Origin of the sequence: Christiangramia fulva, assembly GCF_003024155.1 — a bacterium.
GTDB lineage: Bacteria > Bacteroidota > Bacteroidia > Flavobacteriales > Flavobacteriaceae > Christiangramia > Christiangramia fulva.
The window spans coordinates 1,991,902-2,016,746 of the sequence record NZ_CP028136.1 but is presented as its reverse complement, the minus strand read 5'-3'; the positions used below and the strand labels follow the sequence as shown (position 1 = coordinate 2,016,746).

The 24,845-nt window shown below is 40.2% G+C and carries 20 protein-coding genes, 2 tRNA genes and 1 pseudogene; 12 read left to right on the top strand and 11 right to left on the bottom strand.

Going from position 1 to position 24,845, the window contains the following annotated elements; all coding sequences use genetic code 11:
• Positions 1-83 precede the first annotated feature (83 nt).
• From C7S20_RS09215 to C7S20_RS09165, 11 genes and pseudogenes are all read left to right on the top strand, one after another.
• Complete coding sequence (locus C7S20_RS09215) at positions 84-1,400, top strand: N-6 DNA methylase (RefSeq protein ID WP_227009143.1); 1,317 nt, start codon at positions 84-86, stop codon at positions 1,398-1,400.
• A 61-nt stretch (positions 1,401-1,461) separates the two neighbouring features.
• Entirely contained in the window at positions 1,462-2,025 is a 564-nt protein-coding gene (locus C7S20_RS09210; RefSeq protein WP_107012211.1) for an REP-associated tyrosine transposase, read from the top strand.
• Positions 2,026-2,254: 229 nt separating this feature from the next.
• Positions 2,255-2,521: pseudogene (locus C7S20_RS09205) on the top strand (DUF4145 domain-containing protein); the annotation flags it as partial.
• Positions 2,522-2,590: 69 nt separating this feature from the next.
• The gene (locus C7S20_RS09200) at positions 2,591-3,484 is read left to right on the top strand and encodes a hypothetical protein (protein ID WP_107012209.1); all 894 of its coding nucleotides are present in this window, start codon (positions 2,591-2,593) and stop codon (positions 3,482-3,484) included.
• 179 nt (positions 3,485-3,663) lie between these two features.
• On the top strand, positions 3,664-4,485 hold the full coding sequence (locus tag C7S20_RS09195) for a pentapeptide repeat-containing protein (protein ID WP_107012208.1): 822 nt from the start codon (positions 3,664-3,666) through the stop codon (positions 4,483-4,485).
• On the top strand, positions 4,485-5,114 hold the full coding sequence (locus tag C7S20_RS09190; RefSeq protein WP_107012207.1) for a nucleotidyltransferase domain-containing protein: 630 nt from the start codon (positions 4,485-4,487) through the stop codon (positions 5,112-5,114). The genes C7S20_RS09195 and C7S20_RS09190 overlap by 1 nt, the downstream gene beginning before the upstream one ends.
• The gene (locus C7S20_RS09185) at positions 5,114-5,416 is read left to right on the top strand and encodes a hypothetical protein (protein ID WP_107012206.1); all 303 of its coding nucleotides are present in this window, start codon (positions 5,114-5,116) and stop codon (positions 5,414-5,416) included. The genes C7S20_RS09190 and C7S20_RS09185 overlap by 1 nt, the downstream gene beginning before the upstream one ends.
• Before the next feature lie 47 nt (positions 5,417-5,463).
• Complete coding sequence (locus C7S20_RS09180; protein WP_107012205.1) at positions 5,464-6,759, top strand: restriction endonuclease subunit S; 1,296 nt, start codon at positions 5,464-5,466, stop codon at positions 6,757-6,759.
• A complete protein-coding gene (locus C7S20_RS09175) occupies positions 6,756-9,758 on the top strand; it encodes a type I restriction endonuclease subunit R (RefSeq protein WP_107012204.1) in 3,003 nt (1,000 codons plus the stop codon). The genes C7S20_RS09180 and C7S20_RS09175 overlap by 4 nt, the downstream gene beginning before the upstream one ends.
• Positions 9,759-10,315: 557 nt before the next feature.
• On the top strand, positions 10,316-10,624 hold the full coding sequence (locus tag C7S20_RS19550; protein WP_159039911.1) for a GIY-YIG nuclease family protein: 309 nt from the start codon (positions 10,316-10,318) through the stop codon (positions 10,622-10,624).
• A gap of 477 nt (positions 10,625-11,101) precedes the next feature.
• The gene (locus tag C7S20_RS09165) at positions 11,102-12,052 is read left to right on the top strand and encodes an Lcl domain-containing protein (protein WP_107012203.1); all 951 of its coding nucleotides are present in this window, start codon (positions 11,102-11,104) and stop codon (positions 12,050-12,052) included.
• An 88-nt stretch (positions 12,053-12,140) separates the two neighbouring features.
• Here C7S20_RS09165 and C7S20_RS09160 read toward each other — a convergent pair.
• Both C7S20_RS09160 and C7S20_RS09155 read right to left on the bottom strand, forming a co-directional pair.
• Positions 12,141-12,226: transfer RNA gene (locus C7S20_RS09160), tRNA-Leu, on the bottom strand.
• A 153-nt stretch (positions 12,227-12,379) separates the two neighbouring features.
• A tRNA-Gly gene (locus tag C7S20_RS09155) sits at positions 12,380-12,452 on the bottom strand.
• Between the two features lie 542 nt (positions 12,453-12,994).
• Between C7S20_RS09155 and C7S20_RS09150 the strand changes: the two genes are divergently transcribed.
• Positions 12,995-13,174, top strand: coding sequence for a hypothetical protein (locus C7S20_RS09150; protein ID WP_159039910.1), 180 nt, complete (start codon positions 12,995-12,997; stop codon positions 13,172-13,174).
• 297 nt (positions 13,175-13,471) lie between these two features.
• Here the strand turns inward: C7S20_RS09150 and mutS are convergent, their stop codons facing one another.
• From mutS to C7S20_RS09105, 9 genes are all read right to left on the bottom strand, one after another.
• Complete coding sequence (mutS, locus tag C7S20_RS09145; protein ID WP_107012201.1) at positions 13,472-16,087, bottom strand: DNA mismatch repair protein MutS; 2,616 nt, start codon at positions 16,085-16,087, stop codon at positions 13,472-13,474.
• 93 nt (positions 16,088-16,180) lie between these two features.
• Positions 16,181-17,047 carry a CPBP family intramembrane glutamic endopeptidase gene (locus C7S20_RS09140; RefSeq protein WP_107012200.1) on the bottom strand — a complete coding sequence of 289 codons (867 nt, stop codon included), beginning with the start codon at positions 17,045-17,047 and terminating at the stop codon, positions 16,181-16,183.
• A gap of 104 nt (positions 17,048-17,151) precedes the next feature.
• Positions 17,152-17,829, bottom strand: coding sequence for a DUF6090 family protein (locus C7S20_RS09135; protein ID WP_159039909.1), 678 nt, complete (start codon positions 17,827-17,829; stop codon positions 17,152-17,154).
• Between the two features lie 32 nt (positions 17,830-17,861).
• Complete coding sequence (locus C7S20_RS09130) at positions 17,862-18,932, bottom strand: hypothetical protein (protein ID WP_107012198.1); 1,071 nt, start codon at positions 18,930-18,932, stop codon at positions 17,862-17,864.
• Positions 18,933-18,959: 27 nt separating this feature from the next.
• On the bottom strand, positions 18,960-19,655 hold the full coding sequence (locus tag C7S20_RS09125; protein ID WP_107012197.1) for a DUF6090 family protein: 696 nt from the start codon (positions 19,653-19,655) through the stop codon (positions 18,960-18,962).
• Positions 19,656-19,670: 15 nt separating this feature from the next.
• Positions 19,671-20,435 carry a DUF6090 family protein gene (locus C7S20_RS09120; protein WP_107012196.1) on the bottom strand — a complete coding sequence of 255 codons (765 nt, stop codon included), beginning with the start codon at positions 20,433-20,435 and terminating at the stop codon, positions 19,671-19,673.
• 174 nt (positions 20,436-20,609) lie between these two features.
• Positions 20,610-21,851, bottom strand: a complete 1,242-nt coding sequence (locus C7S20_RS09115; protein WP_107012195.1) for an ATP-binding cassette domain-containing protein — start codon at positions 21,849-21,851, stop codon at positions 20,610-20,612.
• A gap of 3 nt (positions 21,852-21,854) precedes the next feature.
• Entirely contained in the window at positions 21,855-22,781 is a 927-nt protein-coding gene (locus C7S20_RS09110; protein ID WP_107012194.1) for an alpha/beta hydrolase, read from the bottom strand.
• Between the two features lie 74 nt (positions 22,782-22,855).
• The gene (locus C7S20_RS09105; RefSeq protein WP_107012193.1) at positions 22,856-24,688 is read right to left on the bottom strand and encodes an ABC transporter ATP-binding protein; all 1,833 of its coding nucleotides are present in this window, start codon (positions 24,686-24,688) and stop codon (positions 22,856-22,858) included.
• Positions 24,689-24,845 lie beyond the last annotated feature (157 nt).

Sequence of the window (24,845 nt, the reverse complement as noted above, 5' to 3'; positions counted from 1 at the left end):
AGATCAATTACGTCCTGGAGGACCGGGATGAATACCGCTCCCGCAACACCTTTAAAATTCCTGAAACCGCTTCCTGGCAATATTTGAAAGACAATGCCGAGCAGGATGATATCAAGGTGAAGGTGGATGATGCTTTTGATGTGATCCAGGAGTTATTAACGGGGTATAACCCCCAGCTGGTGAATATTCTGCCGCGGATCTTTGTGCGGAGTGAACTTTCTCCCAAACAAACCGGCGGAATCATCAACCTGCTTTCCCACCCCAAATTTTCTGAAAAGGAAAATCCCGAAAGCGATATCCTGGGCCGTATCTATGAATATTACATCGGCCGATTTGCAATGGCTGAAGGTTCGGGTGCGGGACAGTTCTTTACGCCCGGAAGTATCGTAAGGCTGCTGGTGGAATTGCTGGAACCTTACAAAGGGCGCATCTTTGATCCGGCTTGTGGGAGTGGTGGTATGTTTGTGCAGAGTTTGAAGTTCATCAAGGAACACGGCGGAAACAAAAAAGACATCGCGATCTATGGGCAGGAAATGACCGCGCAAACCTTGCGTTTGTGCCTTATGAACCTTATGCTGCGGGACCTTTCTTTTGACATCAAACTTGGAAATTCCTTACTGGATGACAAATTCCCAAACCTGAAAGCCGACACTATCATTGCCAATCCGCCATTTAATGTGAGCAACTGGCACCCGGAAGATCTGCCCGATGGCGATCCACGGTTATTTGGTCCCAAGGAAGAATTCACTACAGATGGCAGCGCCAATTATATGTGGATGCAAACCTTCTGGCACCATTTAAGCGACACCGGTACTGCTGGAATTGTAATGGCCAACGGGGCGATGACCTCCAACAACAAAGGCGAGAAAAACGTGCGGCAGCATATGGTAGACAATTCTATGATAGATGCCATTGTACGCCTGCCCGATAAGCTGTTCCTTACCACCGGGATCCCCGCCTGTCTTTTTATCCTGAGCAAGAACCGCGACGGAAAAGACGGCACCCACCGCGAGCGAAATAACGAGATCCTGTTCCTGGACGCCTCAAAAATGGGCACAATGGCCAGCAGGAAACTGCGGGTTTTTAGTGATGAGGATATCAATAAAATTGCCGAGACCTACCACAAATGGCGCAATGTCACCCCTCCCGATGTCAGGCCGAGCGGAGTCGAGGCCTACCAGGACATCGAAGGCTTTTCCAAAGCAGCCACCATAGCCGAAGTTCAAAAGCAGGACTACAAACTCACTCCTGGCATCTACGTAGGTACAGAAGCCGAAGAAGATGACGGGATCCCTTTTGAAGAAAAAATGGAGGGCCTCAAGGCGCAGTTGCTAGAGCAGTTTGAAAAAGGGGAAGAATTAAAGGAAAAGATTAAAGTTAATTTTGATAAGATATTATAAAGCTCAATGCTACCGCGCGATTGAATCGCGTGGTGTAGCCATAAGACAAGAACTTTAAAACATGAGCCGAAATTACAAATTCCATAACCCTGAAGGACTTTATTTTGTAAGTTTTGCGGTGGTGAATTGGCTTGATGTTTTTACCCGTAATGAGTATAAAGATATTTTATTGCAAAGTCTTTCTTATTGTCAAAAAGAGAAAGGAATGGAAATCGTTGCCTGGTGTATAATGACTAATCACGTGCACCTAGTATTTAGAAGTGTAGACGGGCAGCATCCGGCGCTGCTTTTAGGAGATTTTAAACGGTTTACCAGTAAAGCAATTGTAAAAGCTATACAAAATAATCCAAAAGAGAGCCGGAAAGAATTTCTCCTTGAGCAGTTTAAAAAAGCTGCTGCAGAATCATCTAATGTGAAAGAACATCAGTTCTGGAGGCACGATAATAAGCCTATTGAATTATGGAGCAATAAAGTTATTTGGGAAAAGATTAGCTATATTCACCATAATCCGGTGGAGGCGGGTTTAGTTTATAGAGCAGAAGATTATGTTTATAGCAGTGCAGGTGATTATGCAGATGAAAAAGGACTTTTGGAAGACGTAGTTGTTTTTAGATATTACGGGTGAAAAAATTGATATAGATATGAGAAATGGAACACGCCCTTCAATACTTCTGCTCCCGCGCGATTGCATCGCGTGGTATCTAAGAAGATTGAACAGATAAAAACAGATATAGAAAATTTCATTCAAAATCCAAACTCTTATAAATGCCAAATATTAAAAAAACAAAAATTGAACGCGATGCAATCGCGCACCAGCGGGGGAAGTTTTACTAAACGAGCACAAGGTAAAACGATACGAAATTAACAATGGTAAGAGAAAGCCCATATCATTACATAAAAGAATATTAATTTTTGATAACAAAGAGCTTACAGACTTGTTAATAGCAATAAAATGGATCGGAAATACTGGAAGTCATTTAGGAGATTTAGAAACCATTGATATACTTGAAGCTTATAAGCTATTGGAATTTGCTCTTAACAGATTATATGCAAATCCGGAAAAAGAAATAAAGAAAATCACAAAGGATATAAATAAAAGAAAAGGTACACGAAAAAGATAATACCTGTTCAACAACCTATAAAACCCTCCCGCACGCGAGGGACGCTATTGTGAATTTGAAACAATCAAAATGGAATTAATTGAAAAATCAAATAGACTACAATTTCACTATTGTTTTAAAGATAATAGTCATACAATTGATTCCATTATTCGAAATGAATGTGAAAAAGAAATTCTTCATATTTATAAAGAAATAGCAAATACATTAGGATTACAACTTACATTAGAAACTTTTCCGACCGAAGAGGGTGGTTTTAAGGAGACTTGGAAATTTCTCGGGAAAAATTCGGTTCAAATCACCCTTATTGTTAGTGTTGCAGCAATTATTATTTCCCGTTTCCCAGTTGAAAATAAAGAATTAACACAACTACAGATTGAAAATTTAAAACTGGACAACGAAATTAAAAGAAAAGAATTAGAGAAGCTGAATCTAGACTTCATTCAGGATGATTCAGAACTTGACCAGCAAAAGGTTAAAGATTCTATTGAATTTTTAAACAAGAATTATAAAATTTCCTGGCGGAAATCCAATCTCTACAAAAAATTAAATAATTATCAAAAGGTTGAATCTATCGAGGTTCAACGTTTTGAAGAAGAAAAACCAATTGGTAATTCAAGAAAAATTCTAAAAAGAGAATTTTCAAAGTTCATTTTGAGTTCAGATGACTTACCAGAACTTAAACTTGAAAATGTGGTCATAGATGTTATATCGCCAGCATTGAAACGGGGTAAGTTCAGATGGAAAGGTTTTTACAATGACGAAATCATAAATTTTTTAATGGATGACGTTGAATTTAAAAATCAAGTCCTGCGGGGCGAAATCCACTTCTCAAACAGATTTTCAATTGAAGTTGAAATGACTCAAGGTCGCAAAATAAATCAAGATGGGAATATTATAATTACAAACTCCATTGTAAATAAAGTATTAGCATCAATTGACCAAGGTGAACGGATAGAATACTAAATATACTAAGCTAAAATAATATGAAAACAATGTTAAGAACTGTTGCAAATTGAAGCATTTTACACGCTTTCTCAGCGGATTGCCCCAAGGTCAATCACCCTCAGCAGCTCGCACTGTTTTTACGTGAGGCGTAGTCTAAAATTACTAAAAAATTTACAATTGACTTACTTATAAAATCGATGAGTGTGATAGATAGTGGAAGAACAAGATTAGAGGATAAAATATTTGATTCAGATTTGGAAAATGAATCATTTCATAACTATCTTTTTGTTAGGATAGGATCCAAAAAACAGAAATTTGTTGGAGTTGACTTTAGCCATACTTACTTTGAACATTGCTACTTCAGAAATATTATATTTGAAGATTGTAATTTTAATGGATGCAAATTCATTAACTGTAACTTCACTCAAAGTACATTCCCAGGTTCAAAATTTGAATACGCAATATTTGAAAAGACGTTAATAGAGGATGAAATCCTTTCTAATAATTGTCCGAGTTATGATAATTTAATTCAAAAGTTTGCTAGATCCTTAAGATTAAATTATCAGAGTTTAGGAGAAGCAGTTTCAGCTAATAAAGCCATCAAAATTGAATTAAAAGCGACTAAAAATCATCTCTATGACGCTTGGAATTCTAATAAAACTTATTACCGAACCAAATACGGAAATTGGAAAAGTTGGGAAAGATGGGAAATGTTTTTTAAATGGCTGAACTTTAAAATTCATGAATTCGTTTGGGGAAATGGTGAAAATGTCCGGAAATTAATTCTAACAGGAATCTACCTTTGGATTGTATGTACTCTAATCCATACGTTTTGTTTTAAAAATAGCTCCTTAATTATTAGCTATTGGGAATCTTTTAAAGAAGTTCCCAGCATCATTTGGGGTGTTCGAAAACCTGACTATTACTCGGCTAACTACTTGACCTTCTTAACGATTTTAAGATTTTTAGGTTTTGCATTATTTACCTCTATAATTATTAAAAGATTTAATCGTAGATAATGGAAATATTTGCATTCGGCTCACTTTGTCGAGGAGAAATTGACCAGAGCTCAGACATAGATTTATTATTAATAAAAAATAAGGATGAAAAGCTTAATAATCTTGATATAGATAAATTTTCTATTTATAATAGAAATCGTATTGAAGAAATATGGAATGAAGGAAATCCGTTTTCTTGGCATCTATTTTTGGAATCAAAACAAATATTTTCAACTAGTGGTGAAAATATTTTTAAAGATTTGGGAAAACCAAAACCTTATCAAAATTTAGAAAATGACTTGAAAAAATTTTCAACCTTATACTACACTTCAAGGGATTTTCTAATGAATTCATCGGACTCCAGAGACTTTGAGCTCTCAATGATTTTTTTAGCTATCCGAAATTTCGCCACCTGTTATTCTTTAGGTAAGCTAAAACAATTTAATTTTTCCCGAAAATCTGCTCATCATTTAGGAGAGGATTCCATTCCAGTTTCCAAAACTACCTTTAAATTATTGGAGCGATCGAGGATTTTATCGACTAGAGGATTCGGTAATCTGATAACTGATGAAGAATTAAAAGAAGTCTTTTCCGAATTAGTTATAATTGATAACTGGTTTGATAACCTTGTAAAAAAATCAAAAATATAATGAGGGAATTTTTAAATAGAATTGATGTTCAAAGAAAAGTGATAAACGAAATCAATAGTAAAAGATTTCACTTTCCTCTTGTTGGTTTATCTAAACAATCAATTGATAGATGGCAAACTGAAAATTCTATAAAAAACGATACAAGATTATTAAATTTATTACTCGACATTTCTGCTAAACTGTTTTTTCTTTCTAATAAAAGTCAAGAACAAATTACGGAAGACTATAAGAATAAAAGTTTAGAGATTTCAGAACTAATTGAGGCTTTAAAAATTGAGCTAGAAACAAACTTTTCGTACTGAACAAAGGCGCAACTTGTGTTCCCGGAGGTTAAAAAATCCAACAACTAATGCCAGAGAATTGGAAAACATTTACAGTTGAAGAGCTGATAAAGAACAAAATTTTAGAAAAACCGCTTGATGGAAATCACGGTGGTTCGCACCCTAAAGGTAAAGATTTTATATCATCAGGAATTCCCTTTGTTATGGCTTCTGATATTATAAGAGGCCAAGTTAATTTAAAGAGTTGTTCATTTATTTCTAAAATTCAAGGAGATAAATTAAGAAAGGGTTTTGCAATTGAAGGGGATGTATTGTTAACTCATAAAGCTTCCATAGGTCGCACTGCCATAGTTCCAAAAATTGAAACAGAATACATAATGTTAACACCTCAAGTTACTTATTATCGTGTTTTGGACAAAAAGCAACTAAATAATCATTATTTAAAATTTTACTTTAACTCTCCTGAATTTCAGAACGAATTAAATATGCGGGCAGGCTCTGGTTCCACAAGAGCGTACATCGGAATAACTGACCAACAAAAGCTTTCAATAATTGTACCTCCTCTTCAAGAACAAAAATCCATCGCCTCCATCCTTTCAGCTTTAGACGATAAGATCGAACTCAACCTTCAGATGAACAAAACCCTGGAAGAAATGGCAATGGCTCTATACAAGCACTGGTTTGTTGATTTTGGGCCTTTTCAGGATGGTGAATTTGTAGATTCTGAGTTGGGAGAAATCCCGAAGGGATGGGAAGTCAGGAGTATTTATTCAATAGCTGATTTTGTAAATGGTGCAGCTTTTAAACCTAGAGATCTATTAGAGAGTAACAACAAAGGTTTACCTGTTATTAAAATTGCAGAAATAAAACAGGGAATTACCTCTCAGACGAAATATTCAGAAAAAGAATTAGATAATAAATATTTCATTTCAAACGGAGACATACTCTTTCCCTGGTCAGGAAATCCTCATACTTCATTAGGCATACATATTTGGGATAAAGGGAATGCACTGCTTAATCAGCACATTTTTGTCGTGAGAACAGAAGATACTGGTCAAAAGTGTTTCGTATTTAATTTACTAAAATACCAGCTTCCAACTTTTATCAATTTAGCTACTCATAAACAAACAACTGGTTTAGGACATATAACAGTTGCTAACCTTAAGGAACTTCAAATACCTTATCCTAATAAAGAAGCTCTAGAAAAATATAATGAGGAGGGATTGCCAATTTTTGATTTGATGTATAACAATCAATTGGAGAATATTTCCCTCACTCAACTCCGCGACATCTTACTGCCAAAGCTCATCAGCGGGGAAGTCCGCGTAAAAGATGTGGAGAAAACCTTATCTGAAGTCTTATGACACAAATGATCGAGATCACGGTGCAAAAAGCGGCCATAGAGTGCCTTCAGGAGTTGGGATACACCTATAAAGAAGGAAATTCCCTGCAGCGGGATCTCAAAAAGGTGGTTTTGGAGGAAGATCTTCGGAAATTTTTAGTCAGTTCTTATCCCGGTGTACCCGGCACCGCCATTAATGAAGCCCTTTCAGCTTTTACCCAGCACGAGGGAATGGATCTCGATCACCGCAACCGCGATTTTCATCTTAAAATGACCCAGGGGGTTTCCATTAGCTGGAAAGATGCTTCGGGCAAGGAACAGGCCCGGCACCTCTATCCTATTAATTTTAGGGAACCGGAGAAAAACACCTTTGTGTGTGCAGATGAAGTGAAGATCATTGGCAAGAACAGCCGGCGCACAGATCTGCTCGTTTTCATCAACGGACTTCCGCTCATTGTTTTTGAATTCAAGAATATGTTTGATCCCGAGGTGGGTGTGGAAAACGCGCACCGGCAAATTGGGCATTACTTTCAGGATATTCCGCAGCTGTTTGATTACAATGCCATCACGGTAGTTTCAGACGGGCTGGAAACCCTGCACGGGATGTACAACTCCTCCCTGAAGTGGTTTGCTCCGTGGAAAAGTCTGCACGGGGATGACCTTCAGCAGCAACAGGAACTTCAGCTGGAGACCTTGCTGAAGGGATTATTTCCGAAGAAAACCTTATTAAACTACCTGCAAAACTTCATTTTCCACGAAGACCACAATGGAAAAATAATCAAGAAAGGCGCGAAATATCACCAGTACTGGGGCATCAAAAAAGCGGTAGACTCTGCCGTGGAAAATATAAAACCCAACGGTGACGGTCGGCTGGGAGTGATATGGCACACGCAGGGATCTGGCAAAAGCATTTCGATGGCCATCCTTACCGGGATCCTGAGGCAAATGCCCGAAATGAAAAATCCCACCATCCTCATCCAGGTAGACCGCAATGACCTGGACCAGCAACTCTATGAGAATTTTGTGCTGTGCAAGGACCTGGTGGGCCACGTGCAACACGCCGATACCACCGATGAGCTGCGGGCCCTGCTGAGCACCGATGGCGGCGGGGTGATCTTTACTACCATTGAGAAATTCCGCTTAAAAGAACTGGCTTCGGGAAAAGAGCTTTCCCACCCGGTACTTTCTGAGCGGTACAACCTTATTGTGATGGCAGATGAAGCCCACCGCACCCAGTATGGATTCCATAGCGGCGGCTTTGCGCAGAACATAAGACGCGCCCTGCCCAATGCCTCCTTTATAGGCTTCACCGGCACGCCCGTAGATAGCAAAGATGCCGATACCCAGCAGGTATTTGGCCCCACCATTCACACCTACGATATCAAACAGGCCGTGGAAGACGGTGCCACGGTGCCCATTTATTACGAGCCAAAGATGGTTCCGCTCAACATCAAAGCCAAATATGACAAGGAGCTGGATGAAATGGAAGAAGATGAGGACGAAGAGAACAATGCCGTTTGGGCCGCGATAGAAGATGCCGCCGGGGCTGCGGACAGGGTGGAAAGGGTTGCCAAAGACATCCTTACCCATTTCAAGGCCAGGACCGAAAGCCTGGAAGGCAAAGCGATGATCGTGTGTATGAGTCGGCGGAACTGCGTGAAAATGTACAATGCCCTCACCGCGCTGGAAGCTTGCCCTGAAATAGCCGTGATCATGACCGGGAACATCAGCAAAGATCCCACGGAATGGAATCCTCACATTCGGACCAAAGAAGCGATGGAAGCCATTAAAAAGCGTTTCCGCACGCCTGAGGATCCGCTGCAAATCGTGATCGTTCGCGATATGTGGCTCACGGGATTTGATGCCCCCTGCGCCCATACGATGTATGTCGACAAGATTATGAAAGGCCATAACCTGATGCAGGCCATTGCAAGGGTAAACAGGGTTTTCCAGGACAAACCCAACGGACTCGTAGTGGATTTTATAGGCATCTCCGGCTTCCTGGCCGAAGCCACCAAAAAATACACCGCCGGAGGCGGGGAAGGAAAACCCACTCTGGATCTTGAAGCAGCGGTAAAAATTTGTCTGGAGCAATTTGAGAAAGTAAAGGATCTGATTGGCGATTTTGATGCGGAAAGTGTCAATGCAATGTCCGATATGGACAAAATGAAATGGTCAAAAGGTGCTGTGAATAGCCTTTTAAAATCTGACGCCGTTACCGATGCCTTTTTGCTCGAAGAGCGAAAGCTGGCCGAACTGGTGGCAATGACAAGTAGCGATCCGCAGGTTTGGGAGATCCAGGAAGAGCTGGCGATCATTCAGAAGATAAGGCAACTCATCAGAAAGATCAAGTTCCCTCCCGGTCCGCGCAGAGAGAAGAACGAAAAGATAAAAGACTTAATCAGCAAATCTCTGGAATCGCAGGAGATTGTAGACCTGGCAAAAATGTACAACCTGGACAAGATCGATATTTCCATAGTAGATGATAGGTTCCAGGCCATTGTAAAGGAAAAAGGCGACGAGAATATTAAAATTGAATTGCTGCGCAGGATCATCAATGACGAGATTCGGGTGCGGATGCCGAAGAATTTCCGCCGAACGCGCAAACTGAAAGAAGAGCTGGAAAAAGTGCTGAGCAACTACCACCGCAATTCGCTGGATTCCATCGCCGCGATTAAGCATTTGCTGGATATTGCCAATGAATTTCAGCAGGACGACATCAGGACCAGACAACTCGGTTTAACCGAAGACGAACTGGCTTTCTATGATCTTTTATCTGCCAACGAAAAGTTACTCAACCAATCCGGTCCCATCCAGGACCTGGTTCATACCGTAGTAAACTCAGTAAAGAAAAACCTCCAGCTCGACTGGACCAAAAAAGAAGACGCCCGCGCTGCCATTCGGTTAGCAGTGAAAAAAGAATTGCGCGGAAAAGTGCCATTTTCTGAACTGGATAATTTGCTGAAGGAGGTGATCGAACAGGCCGAGGGACAGTATAAAGATTGGCCGATGGAGGCTTAGGGTCTCGATACAATTTCTTATCGCCTCTCGGCTCAAGAAATCACTCGACCTGACGAAAAATAGAATACCCGCACCGTCAGTTCGAAAGCTGTCAGTTCGAGTGTTTCCTTTTGGAACGCCAGTGAAAAAAGGAAATGTATCGAGAACCGGTTTAAAGTTCGATCATCCCTCTGGTCTCGATACAATTTCTTATCGCCTCTCGGCTCAAGAAATCACTCGACCTGACGAAAAATAGAATACCCGCACCGTCAGTTCGAAAGCTGTCAGTTCGAGTGTTTCCTTTTGGAACGCCAGTGAAAAAAGGAAATGTATCGAGAACCGGTTTTAAAATTCACTCGAACTGACGAGGAGTCAAAAAACCGTCAGTTCAAATGATTTTTCTGAAGCAAACCGAAAGAAAAAATTGTATCGAGAACAAGACGAACAGATTTCACCCCTCTGTTCTCGATATAAATTTATTCTCCCTATCGGTCGAAATAAATTCACTCGAACTGACGAGGAGGCAACGTCAAAAATTACTTACACAGATGAAGAATAAAAAACAGTACATTAATTGAATGAAAATCAGTTACGTTTATATTTTGAAATGTTCTGACAACACCTTCTACACAGGCGTTACATCCAATCTCCACAAGCGTCTCTTAGAACATCGATCTTCTAGATACCTTTTTGCTCGCGCGCGATTGCATCGCGTGGTTTCTCAGCAGATTGGACCGAAAAAAATGGAGATAGAAATTATCATTATAAATGAAACTCCTAAAGATGCCCGAAAATTGAAAAAAAAGAAATTGAACGCTATGCAATCGCGCACTAGCGGGGGTATTCTATTAATCTGCTTGCAATGGTTTATAACAAGCATTCTATAACCCCAAAACTTTTTAGGGAACCGGTCATTAAAAATATTGATCACCACTTAAGTTTTCCGTTCTTAGTGCTTCCGGAAAAATAAGAATAGTATAATTTTAATCTTTGCTTTCAATATTCTTTTACGTGATAAACTTTTTTCCGTAAAAAGAAAGGGGGGATTATAAAAACCTATAGGTTGCTCCTTTTAAGCATTAAGATTAAAATAAGTATATCGTTTTTTTGTTTTCTCATGGTGGGCTACAAGGAATGCTAGTTTTCCAAAAATCTTTCGGTTGATTATTTCCATTTCCTATTTATAATACATCCTGCAACTTTTCTTTTTTTATTGCTGATTTCAAATATCCCCTTTAAAGGTTATAGCATTATATAATACTATTCAGTAGTTTTGAAGAGATCAGCGTTTATTTTGCTCAAAATTCGCAATTAAATATTCCTACCGTGATCAGAAATTTCATTAATAATTTAAATTAAAACTTATGAAAACAAGAGGATTATTCAGTTTTGCACTAAGTGCAATGATTTTTACACTGATTATTAGTTGCAGTAAACAAGAACCCATTCCAGAAACTCAACAAAATAATGAGTATGAAACTTTTTATGAAATTATTAAGGAGAAAACTAATTTAAATAAATCTTTAACCGAGACTTGTGCTAAAAACAACGTACTTCTTGAGAGTGCCTTTGCTGGAATTAATGTGGGAGGTGGTAAATTTAAAACACTGTCCACTAAAGTTTACCAAGGATATGAAGGAGTTACAATTTCAGCATACTATGTAATTGATGACAACCTAGGCTTGCCTGCGCGTATCAGTATATCTTTCGGAAATGACAAAGTATTATTTGAAGACGTCACTCAAGGTGAAGGGGTTAGTTATACCTTTGATTATCCAGAAAACTGGCAACCTGGTGACGACCTTAATTATCGAATTGATCAGACCGTATACCTTTCCCCTGTATCTGTAAGCAGTAGTATTCAACTTCTACCGTTATGTGAAATAAATATTGGTGAAAACCTTTTGGGGGGACTCGTAGCTTATATTTATCAACCAGGAGATGAAGGGTATGTTGAAGGTGAAACACATGGTATAGTATTATCTACATTACTTCCTTCAACTAAAATAGCATCATGGAATGATGCTATTGAGTGGGCTACTAATTTAACTACTAATAATTATAGCGATTGGATAGTTCCAACAATAGATGAACTGGAACTATTAATGCCTTTGTATTCAACCTATTTTGGATACGATAATATTCGAAATTATGGATATTGGTCACGGACAGAATCGGAATCTAATCCTGACTCGGCGTATGGAGGAACGTTGATCGGCGGTAGTCTTTTAGGTGGAGGACAAAAAGAATTTAATGCTCAACTATTTTCAAAATCTAATTCAGGTCTATTAGTAAGAGCAGTAAGGTATTTCTAAGGTGTACATTTATTTAAAAGAAGATTCTCTATAAGAACTCGAGCATGAAACTGAAACAAAAAAGCCCTTGCAAATCAAGGGCTTTATGTACTCGGAGCGGGACTTGAACCCGCACGACCGTTTCTGGTCATTGGATTTTAAGTCCAACGTGTCTACCAATTCCACCATCCGAGCGAAAAACAAAACCCCGTTAAACCGGGGTCTATTTTTAAAATTTCAAGAGCGAAAAACGGGATTCGAACCCCTGCCTACCGGCAGGCAGGCGCGACCGGTCGCTCCCATCAGTTTAAAGAGTCATATTTACTACAAACTCAACTAACTTTCCAGAGCGAAAAACGGGATTCGAACCCGCGACCTCCACCTTGGCAAGGTGGCGCTCTACCAACTGAGCTATTTTCGCATATTTAAAAGAACATAAGCTTTTTAGTTTTGCGACCTCTATCCGCCTGAGGCGGTTGGCGCTCTACTCCCGAGCACTCGGGAAGCTATTTTCTCATTTTAAAGAACGTTCGCAATAATATTCATAGCGATTATTGCGGAGGCAAATTTAAGACAAATCTCAAAATAGCAAAGAATTTTTTGGAGAAAATGTAAGCTTTAAACTTTGGTTCCTCTATTAAACAGTTTGACATCCCAAAGTGGTACAGCCTGAGTTATTCAAATAAAGGAAAGTGAAAATGTATTAGACTTCAGATGAGGCGAATCGGCCCAAATCAATATTTTAATTAATGACTTTAAGGTTACTATAAAGGTAAAAAAAGATTTTACCTTATATAATTTCAAGTTTTTCGCCTGCGTATTATGTTATAAAAAATACGTTGTTGTGCTTTAGGACCTTCCATTAGGTATAATTCTTCTATGGTATCCAAAAACAGCTTCTTATAAAAAGAATTCATTTATGTAACTTTATTGACCTCAACATTAATGGGTTATATTACTAAAATGAAAAAGTACGTTATAAACACAAATATGAAGATCGAGGAATTAGAAGGAACTCAAAAAATAATCCTCGAATTGGCATCGGGAAAACGAACGCCCAGGAATAAAAAAGAGCAGGACCTTTTGAAACAAATTAAAGAAATAGAAAAAAAGGGGAACATTTTAGATTTGCCTTTTGAATAAAAATATCAAAATCGCCGTTTTTCACTCAGGATAAAAAGGCTTTTCCAACCTATGGTTTTTATGCATACCTGATCGGAGAAAAAAATAAAGCTTGGCCCATAAAAAAAAGAGATGCTGAAACGAGTTCAGCATGACGACGACTTTATTCCTGGAAATATTCAAGCAACGTCTTGCCTATAATTTTTCCCTAAAAAAGATGCTGAAACGAGTTCAGCATGACAGCGATATTAGGATTTTTGCAACATCTTCTCACCTAAGCATAGAGCCTACAGCCTACAGCATACAGCATAAAGCCCATCACTTCTGCTTACTTTTAACCAGCTTTCGCTTGATCTCATTAAGCTTCATCAGGGCTTCCACGGGAGTGAGAGTATCGATATCTATACCTATCAATTCTTCCTTGATATCCTGGAGCAAGGGATCATCCAGGTTGAAAAAACTCAGTTGTAATTCGTCTTCTGCCGACTGTTTCATTACTTTACCCGAGTCTTCCATATGGTGAGAGGCCTCTAGCTTTTTCAATATCTTATTGGCCCTTTGAATGACCATCTGTGGCATCCCTGCCATTTTAGCCACATGGATCCCAAAACTGTGCTCACTTCCTCCCGGGACCAGCTTCCGAAGGAACAAAACCTTATCTTTTAATTCCCTTACTGAAACATTGAAATTCTTGATCCGCTCGAAAGTCTCGCACATCTCATTAAGCTCATGATAGTGGGTGGCAAAGAGCGTTTTTGGCCTCGCGGGATGCTCATGCAGGAATTCGCTTATCGCCCAGGCAATCGAGATCCCGTCGTAAGTACTGGTTCCACGCCCGATCTCATCGAGCAGCACCAGGCTTCTTTTGGAAATATTATTCAGGATGCTCGCTGTTTCATTCATCTCGACCATAAATGTCGACTCCCCCATCGAGATATTATCGCTGGCGCCTACCCTGGTGAAAATTTTATCCACGAGTCCGATTTCTGCCGATTTCGCCGGCACAAAACTTCCCATTTGCGCCATAAGCACGATCAAAGCGGTCTGCCTGAGAATAGCCGACTTACCACTCATGTTAGGCCCGGTGATCATAATGATCTGCTGCTCCTCCCGGTCGAGCTTAAGGCTGTTGGTGACATAAATTTCTCCCGGAGGCAATTGTTTTTCAATTACCGGGTGCCTCGCTTCTTCAATTTCCAGGGAAAGGGAATCGCTGATGCCGGGGCGGCAGTAATTTTCATTTTGTGCCTGCTGGGCGAAGGAACCCAGACAGTCCAGCCTGGCGATGAGCTTCGCGTTTTGCTGCACAGGATCGATATAATCGGCCATCCAGCTTACCAGTTTTCCAAAAAGTTCCTGCTCGAGCTGAAGGATCTTCTCCTCCGCTCCCAGGATCTTCGACTCATATTCCTTGAGTTCTTCGGTGATATAACGCTCGGCATTGACCAGCGTCTGTTTACGGTTCCAGGTGTCGGGAACCTTATCTTTATGAGTATTCCGGACTTCTATATAATACCCGTAAACGTTATTATTCCCGATCTTAAGCGATGAAATTCCGGTCGCTTCGGTCTCCCTTTTGATCATCTCATCGAGGTAATCTTTTCCGGAAAAGGCGATATTTCTCAGTTCGTCCAGTTCTTTTGAAAAACCCTTTGCGATCACATTCCCTTTTTGAACGTTCACCGGCGCTTCTTCACTGATGGATTCAGAAATTTTCTTCCGAAGCAATTCGCAGGGATTCAGGTTTTCACCAAGCACTTTCAAAGCTTCATTTTCAGCATTCATCGCCAGTTCCTTCACCGGCATAATGGCATTCAATGAATTCTTAAGCTGATTCACTTCCCTAGGACTGATCTTCCCCGTCGCTACTTTCGAAATAAGCCGTTCCAGGTCACTTATTTCCCCAATATGCTCCTGAATTTCCCTTAAAAGTTCGGGATGATTCATAAGGTGTTCCACCACATCATGGCGTTTCCTTATCGCATCTTCATTTTTTAGCGGAAGGGCAAGCCAGCGCTTTAGCAGCCTGCCGCCCATTGGTGAAATGGTCTTATCGATCACATCGAGAAGAGTTACCGCGTTCACGGCGTTGGAATGATACAATTCCAGGTTTCGAATGGTAAACCGGTCCATCCACACATATTCCTCCTCGGCAATCCTGCTGATGGAAGCGATATGCTGAAGCCGGTGATGCCGCGTTTCTGAAAGATAATAAAGAACCGCACCCGAAGCAATGATGCCTTCTTCCAGATGATCGATCCCGAAGCCCTTTAAAGACTTCGTTTCAAAATGCGCGTTTAAGGTCTCTTCGGCGTAATCGGGTTTAAAGATCCAGTCTTCCAGGTAAAAGCAGTGCAGCTCTTTTCCGAAGGAATCGCTAAAATCCTTTTTATATTTTTTCTGAACCAGGATCTCACTGGGCGAGAAATTCTGAAGCAGCTTGTCGATATATTCCCTGTTTCCCTGGGCGCATAAAAATTCACCCGTAGAGACATCAAGAAATGAAACCCCAAGCAGGTTTTTTCCGAAGTGAACTGCGCAGAGAAAATTATTCGATTTACTCTGAAGAATGTCATCGTTCATCGCCACACCCGGCGTCACCAGCTCGGTCACCCCCCGTTTCACGATGGTTTTGGTCATTTTAGGGTCTTCCAGCTGATCGCAGATCGCCACCCGCTGCCCTGCCTTTACCAGTTTTGGCAAATAGGTATTTAGTGAATGATGCGGAAATCCGGCCAGTTCGGTGCGTTCCCCTCCATTATTCCGGTTGGTGAGCACGATATTGAGAATTCTCGCAGCTTTCACCGCGTCTTCACCAAAGGTCTCATAAAAATCACCTACCCTGAATAACAACAGCGCATCTGGATATTTCAGCTTGATGCTGTTGTACTGTTTCATTAAAGGAGTGACCTTCTGGGATTTTTTGGCTGCCAATTTTCCGGAATTTAGTTGATCGCTAAAGTAACCAATCTGCCTTTTTTCAGGAAAATTTTTCAGCGGTAGTTATAAAGGGTTTTTAAACAGAATTTAATTTGAAACCTCAAGTATTTCGGCAGAAATATCATGGCTTTCCTGCTTATTATATTTCCACAGAAAATAGGCGGCAAAAAACAGCGAAATTAGCGGCACCATAATTCCGAATTCACCAATAAAATATTCCGTTTTACCAGTATCAGCAGTAAGATTGGTAAAGAAATGCTGGATCACCCCGTTATGCACGGCATGGAAGATCACACAGGGCCAGATACTTCCGGACCTCAACCGAAGAAAGGCCAGTACAACAGCTCCCGCAAGAACCAGAACTGTAAAACAAACCACCTGAAACCAGAGAGGCGTTCCTTCTGCCCCGTAATTTCCCGAAAGGATCGCGGGCAGATGCCAGCCAAACCAGATTATTCCGCTGAAAAGGGCCGTTTTCCAAAAAGAGGTGATTTTATTTAATTCTGGCACCAGAAATCCTCGCCAGCCCAATTCCTCGCCCAACGCGAAAAGCATATTCGGCAACAAATTGAGAATAGTGATATAAAAAAACGCCGCAATAATGATGAGTATTTCATTATTAGAGGTCATTCCCATGGTTAATTTTCCGTTTTCAATAAAAGAAGCTTTCGGAATACCACCCAGACCCAATGCCCAAATGATACCAAAGGCAATCGCTCCATAGAAGACGGGTAATAACCAGCCCATTCCCATCCATTTCCAATTTGGTTTCCAACCGACCTGTTTCAGACTCCTCCAGGTGACGAGCGAGGTTAAAAGTGCGGCTATCCCCGGCATCCACATGATAAAAAGCATGGTGAAATTTGAGCTTTCCGGAAGAAACCTCGAAGCAACTGTGAGGCACGCCAGGATGATGACAAAGACGAGGATCCTCATTTTAGCAGAATTTTTCATTCGTTCTTTGATTTTCAGCTAAGACGATAAGATTCTGCTTATGGTTACTTAATCAATTCATTTTATTGAGCTTTTCCTGTAATTTTTTCAAGAATTGAGTCGATTCATCCAGTAACCGTTTTTTTTGCACCCGAAATAAAAGTGTACATAAGTATTTTGGACGCAATACGATTGTTTAGCACTTCCAACACTTCAATACCATCCTTATTTTGCCAAATACTATCCATGAGGTGCCCACGAATCATAGCATTGTCTAAACTGGGATTGCTACTTGAAAACAAGCCTCCGTTGGCATTTGCAGAAAAGAATATATCGACATTCTTATCCATAACTTTAAGTAAAGCAAGCTGAATGGTATTATGAGTTAAAATAGTATTCTGAATTTCCTTATCAAAAAGGTTCAAATCTCCGGTAGACAGCAGTGAGGTAATGGTATTTCGATTCAATTCATTGCTGGGGTCAAAGAAAGGCAGGTATTCGTATCGGGCAATATGCCGTACCGTATCCAAAGTGGACGTACTCTTGGATAAGCGATTCTTAAAAGAAGTAATTAGTGAAAGATCCCCTTCGATACTTTTGATGTTATCTTTTAAGACAATTGTATCTTTTATGGTATCTGAAATCAGGGAAGATAAATACTGTTTTTTCAACACGTTTTTCTTCTGGTTTTCATTCCAGTTATTTACCTGTAATGCAATCAATATCCCGATAACTACTAAAATGATTTCTCCAATTGCATATATGACGTATCTGGTAAAGCTGTTTTCCTTAAGCGATTTCATTCTTATGTTTTTTAAGAGTTTGATCATAACCTTCAGTCAACAATTAAATAACTACTTCTTTTAACTTTAAAGCGTTTTGCGCATTGTTCATTTTCATCAACCTGGAAAAGGGTACCTTCAGCCTGACCAAACACCACAAATCCTTTGGAAGGCAATTCAAAAGTTTCAAAGATCCTATACTTGGGATCTAAACGATGGATATTAACCGGGTGGTCGGTAGCATTATAAATAGGATTGAACTGAAATAGATTAGCCTGTCTAATTTCTGTAGAATCATCTGCACAAGAAACTAGCTTCATGGGTAAATAACCCAGTTCTGAAAAGGCGTTTTCAATATCTGAAACTTTCCCGGAATGAAGTCTTACAAGTTCCCCCATAACAACAGCCTGGCTGGCTCTGGCACTCGTTACACTCTTATTAAGTAGATCGTAATTTCTCCGGAATAATTTAACCCGCGTTTTATAATTGGTGTTTTTTAAAGAAAAAGCAATGGCCTTTTCGATACTCAGACTATCGCTGGCATAGAACCAGGGATAGTGATCCAACATATATTGCATAAATTCATTTTGATTTTCGGAAACCCGATTCATGTTACTCTTTAAATTTGCCACGGTCGATTGATACAATTTAAGGTAGTACAGCAACTGCTCGTATTTTTCAGAATATTCTGAACGTTTTTGCAGGATGATCTCAGCAGTTTCCGTTTTAATAAATTTTTCCGCTTGATCACCCATTAAGAAAAGGTTCTCCTGTTGCCGTGAAAACATAGGAAACAAAAGCTCCTTATTTTCTCTATACTCCTTCTCAGTAATCTCACCCTCCTGAATAAGCTGCAGAATAGAATCAGAGGTTATATAAATGGTATTAAGTCTTTTAAAGAGATTGAACTGACTGTGGCCTTTCTGGATTTCCTCTTTTAAATCGCTAATAAGGCTTTGTCTTTGCTTTTCACTCTTCTGTTCTGCATTCCAGTTATTTACCTGTAGCGCAATCAAAATCCCAATTACCACTAAAATGATTTCTCCAATCGCATAAATTATATATCTAGTGAATTGGTTTTTCCCAAGTAAACGCCGACGGACTTTTCTAAAGAATTTGATCATGTCTTTTTAATTCTCGCAGGTAATCTTTTAAATGGATTTCCAGTGTACTTTTATTTCTAGAAGTTCTCGAATATCTGTCAAAGTCTCCTGCTTCCAGGAATCCAAAGACATCAATTTGACCAGAACATCATCATTTTTACAATAGATGGACAAATAATCTTTTGAATTTTTGTAGTTTTCCCTCATTTCCATCCATAGTCTAAATCCAAATTCGCCGGTTGCATAAAAATTGTGATTCTCTATATCTACTACAATTTCAGCATGCTTTCCCATAAATCTGGTTATAGAACGATTAATCTCGATTGATTTAAATTTAATTGGATGTAATTGCAGACTGAGTAAAAACTGAGACTGCGATGTAAATCCACCTAAAATATCTTCAAGGAGATTACCTGGCGATAAACCTTTAAGAGAATCTACTGTTTTACCGCTACAATGTTCATTAATCCACCTAAGCTTTTTAACACCATTGGTTAGGTGTTCTTCATTATGGGTAAATTTGTCGTAGTCAAAGGCAAGATCTTCGAGCAGTAAGCTAACTATTTCAGCCTCATATTTTTTATTGTTTTCAGAACTATTGTAATTATTGATTTTAACGGCTATCAAAATCCCAATTACCACCAGGATGATTTCCCCAATGGCGTAAAGTATATATCTTGTGAATCTATTTTCACCAAGCAGTCGACGGCGAATATTTCTAAAGATTTTAATCATATCAAGCATCAGGATTGATCCTAATTAAGGAGACTTGGCTTTTAAATTTAGTTCGGTTTGTATCGCTTCTTCAAGCTGCGCTATTTGGTTATCCAGATTTTTCCTTAGATCAAGAACCTGGAGGGTCATATACAATTTTATGGCAAAAAGATTCCTTACTCTTTGTTTTTTAAGGAGTGACCCATAATCATTTTCCGGTTCCTCAGCCATATTTATATCAGGCAATCTTGAATTTAAATAACGAACAAAGTTTACCTCGTTTTCTGCTATATCGTCAATCCTAAGCTGATGTACAAAGAGCCGGTCATCAAGCATTGATTTTAACTCTGCAATACTTGTTTCCAGATCGGTAAATTTTTCTCTGAGTTGTTGATTTTTTATTAGTCCAAGACGGTCACTATTTTTAAGATCGGTGTAAGTATTGATAATAGGGGTATCAGGCCCAATTCCCCATAAGGCTGTATAAAAGGTTTTATCTGAAATACTATCTAATGGCAGATTTTTGTCATCCAGGTTGAGAACTGTTATTAATAATTTTTTCAATTTTTCATCGCTGCTGATATAATTTTCAGACTGTTCTTTAGCCTGAATTAAATTATCCTGAAGATTTTTTAATATAACAGTTTCCTCCTGGGAATTTTTACGGGCTTCATTCCAATTATTCACCTGTAAGGCGATTAAAATCCCAATCACTACGAGAATAATTTCGCCGATGGCATAAAGGATATAACGCGTGAACCTGTTCCCGGGCAGCAACGATTTTCGGTAATTCCTTAAAAAATTGACCATATTGTATCCCCGAATCTTTGCTGCAATGAAGTAAGAAAAGATTCAATTAAGATTAACAGAACTCTTATCGACGTAAATCACTGACTTCGTTGGTATTAAATATACATAAAAGTCTCTAATGAAAATCAGGATGGCGAAATTAGATGAGAAACGGTTAACCTTAAAAGCAATCTCTTAAACAGATTCCTCTACTCCTTCTGAACCATTTGCAGAAGGAATCAACCGGTAAGTTTTTTGTGCAGAAAGGCCTTTTTCTTTTCGGTGAGAAACAAAGATGATAGCCGTTTCACTTTCCGAAGCGATTTTATTGATAAGATTTACCAGCATCCGGGCCGATTCATCATCCAGCCCAACGGCCGGTTCATCTAAAATAAGCAGCGGCGGATGTTTGATCATTGCCCTGGCGATAAGAACCATACGTTGTTCCAGCCGGGAAGCTTTATAAAATTTGAGTTTTTTCTTATCGGAAAGTTCAAGTGCCTGAAGCCATTTTTCGGCAAGTTGTTTCTGAATTTCGGAAGCCGTTCTGTAAAGTCCGATGCTGTCAAACAATCCGCCCAAAACCATCTCGCACAGGCTGTAATTCCCTTTAAAAAGTTCGGTCATAGCGGGAGAAAAATAACCGATCTTGTCTTTGATCTCCCAGACGCTTTCCCCGCTGCCTTTCCTATTTCCGAAAAGATAGATCTCCTGCCCATAAGCTTTGGGGTTATCGCCATAGATCATATCTAAAAGCGTGGTCTTTCCCGATCCGTTGGGCCCGCGAAGTTCCCAGAATTCCCCTTTTTGAACGCTCCAGTTTATCTTATTCAGAATTGGCCTTCCTTCATAATTCACCGAAACATTCTCAAGCCGTATCAATTCCTGCGGAATATTCCTGTACCTCTTTAGCGGTGCAGGAATCGAAGCTGAATTTCCATTATTTTCTATATGCTGAAAATTGAAATTTTCACGATCTATTATTAAAATTTGATCTTGCCTTACCTGAATGATCTTTTCAATAAATGGCAAAAGATCTTCCTCTCTTTTAATCAGTTGTATAACGGAAATTTCATCATGAAGTTCAAAAAACCTCGCTTTTAGTTCCCTCACCGATTCCTGGTCGAGTGCATCGAAGGGATTATCAAGAATAAGGACATCATTTTTTTCAGCAATAAGATATTGCAAAAGTGCTTTTCGTTTTTCTCCCGTGGAAAAAGTCCTGATCGACCGGTTAGCGGATAAACCGGAGCTGCCATGCCGGGAATCCTCTTCTATAAAACGATCCAGAAACTCATCTGAAAAATAGCCGATCTTTTTATGGTCGAGGAATTTTAAATCTTCAGGTAATTTCCCATGAAGAAGGTCTGCAATCAGGCCTTTTTTCGAAGTACCGTAAGCTCCAGCCAGTCCATAATGAAAATTTTGTGGAGCCATTTATTACTCCTGATCCTCATTTTCTTCCTGCCGCTGAAGCCAGTCACTCAGCCTGTCTGTCCAGGTTTTTAGATAGCCTTTATCAAGCGCCAGGGCGAATCCATGGCCGCCTTCGGGATAAATATGCATTTCGGCATCGATATTTTTGTCAACCAGGGCACGATAGAATTGAATGCTGTTTTCCACAGGCACCACATCATCATCAGTGGCATGCACCAGGAAAGTTGGCGGAGTATCGATTTGAACCTGTTCTTCGTTGGAGAATTCCTCAACAAGCTCTTCCGAAGGATTTTTGCCTAAAAGAGAATTCCTGGAACCCATATGGGTAAATTCCTTTTTCATGGTTATGACCGGATATACAAGGATCATAAAATCTGGTCTTGCATTGATATCACGGATGCTATCCTGCGGAACGGTTTCCTCGGCATTAAAATGTGTCCCCAGCGTGGAAGCCAGATGTCCGCCGGCAGAAAAGCCCATTATTCCCACCTGATTTTGATCTATATTCCATTCATCGGCATGAGACCTTATAAGCCTGATCGCTCTTTTCGCATCCTGAAGCGGCGCTTCATAACTTGTTTTAACCGATTTAGAATTGGGTAAGCGATATTTCAGAACTATACCTGCAATTCCTTTTGTATTCAGCCATTTCGCGATTTGGGTCCCTTCCCAGTCATAGGCCAGGCCTTCGTAGCCGCCTCCAGGAAAAATAAGCACAGCCTGTCCCGTGGCGGCTTGTTTTACCGGTAAAAAAACTTCCATCGTGGGTTCCTGAACTTTAGAGATCCATAAAATACCTCTTTTTTCCTGAGTTTCTTTTTCTGAAGAAGTCTGGCTATTCGGAATTTTTTCAGGCCATAATTTGAGGGTTTTATCCTGTGCGAAAATCGAACCGGAAACAAAAAGTAGTAAAATCAGAAAAGATCTCATAAAATTAAAATTTGAAGGAAAACATTCGGTTTATTCCAAAGGTACAAAGTTTATGCTTTAGCAACGGCCTCTTTTTACTGATACCCGGAAGCCTGCAACCGAAAAAGTTCGGCATACAGCTTATCATTTTTCATCAATTCCTGATGCGTGCCGATCTCCAGCACCGAGCCATTTTTGAGCACCATGATCCTGTCGGCAATTCGCACCGTACTAAAACGGTGTGAAATGATCACAGCCGTTTTGCCTTCGGTTAGCTCTATAAATCGTTGAAAGGCCTCGGTTTCAGCACGGGCATCCAGTGCCGAGGTAGGCTCATCAAGAATAAGAACTTCCGCGTCTTTCATATAAGCACGCGCGATGGCGATCTTTTGCCACTGACCTCCCGAAAGATCTTTCCCGTGTTTGAACCTTTTTCCCAGCGGCTGACTGTAGCCCAGAGGTAAATCTGAAACTACCTCCCGAGCCAGACTTTTCTCAGCGGCACTATCTATACGCTCCTGATTATCGATCTCATCAATTTCCCCCATGGCTATATTCTCTTTCAGAGTCAGTTCAAACTTCACAAAATCCTGGAATATCACCCCAAAATATTGCTGATAAGCTGCCTGATCAAATCGTTTGATCGAAACATCGTCTAAAAGTATTTCTCCTTCTGTAGGTTCATAAAACCGAAGCAGCAGTTTGATAAGCGTAGTTTTTCCCGCGCCATTTTCGCCAACAAAGGCCATTTTTTCCCCGGCTTTCAGCTCAAAATTAATATTCCGCACCACCCATTTTGCAGATTTTGGATATTTAAAGCCCACATTTTTGAACTCAAAACCTTTTTGAATTTTTTCCGGCAAAGGCAGTTTCTTTTCTTCTGTATCTTCCGTGAAAGACATATCGAGAAAATCGAAATAATCCTGGAGATATAGGGCGCTTTCGGTAATTTGGGTAAAACGCGTGAAGAATCCCTGCAATTTAGACCGCAACCTGTTGAAAGATCCGGAAAGGAAAGTAAGGTCACCCAAAGAAAATACTCCGGCCACCGTTTGAAATACGATAAAAATATAGGCGCCATAATAAGCGACCGTACCAATAACATTAAAAAAGGAACCCCAGCCGGCGCGCTGTTTCGCCAGTCTCTTGCTCTGCAAATAATATTGGTCTGAAAGGCCCTTAAACCTGTTGGCCAGATATTCCGAGAGTCCGAATAATTTCACCTCCTTCGCGGTCACATCACTGGCGCCGGCATAACGCAAATAATCCAGTTCCCGCCGTTCCTGCGTCCAGCTTCTTGCCAGCGAATAACTGGTGCCGCTGAATTTAATTTCGTTGATGATGGTAGGAATGATGGAAACCACCAGCAAAAGGATCAGCCAGGGCTCGAAAGCGACGACTCCCGCCAGTAAGGAAATGATCACGATAATATCTTCTCCCTGGGTGAGAATGTTCGACATGAGTCCCACGCGGCCTGTGGTTTGTTGTCTTGCACGTTCCAGCTTGTCGTAGAATTCCGAATCTTCCAGATGAGCCAGGTTCAGCTCCGAGGTTTTCCTGATGATCTTTACTGAAGTGTCTATGGAGTACTGGTCACCCAGCAGGGCATCGCTAAGGCTTATCCCCCGGCTTAAAAGATCGGAAAATATCGCCAGCAGGAACTCTGCTCCCACCAGGATCCATAAATGATCAAGATCTTTAGTTTTCGCAGCCATTTGTGCTACCACCTCATCGATGATCAGTTTCCCCAGCCAGAGCATCACTACCGGAAGCACCGCATTGAGGATACGACCAATGACATTCGCGTAGAACAGCATAGGATTCACGCGACGGATCTCTTTAAAAAAACGCGGCACGAATTTCAGGGAAGCAAAGCTCTCCCGAAAATTGATATTATTGGTTTCGAATGATTTTTTGGGTCTTGGCAAATCCTGTAATATTTATAACCGCAATTTACGGGCTTCTGTTTTTGTTCGACGAAATTCGTTATTCAAAATTTCTATGCGATCATTAAAAATAAAAAGGAGCTGTCCCAAAAGTTTTTTTTCGTCAAGCTGAACGTCAGGAAGGTTCAGGATGACGTTT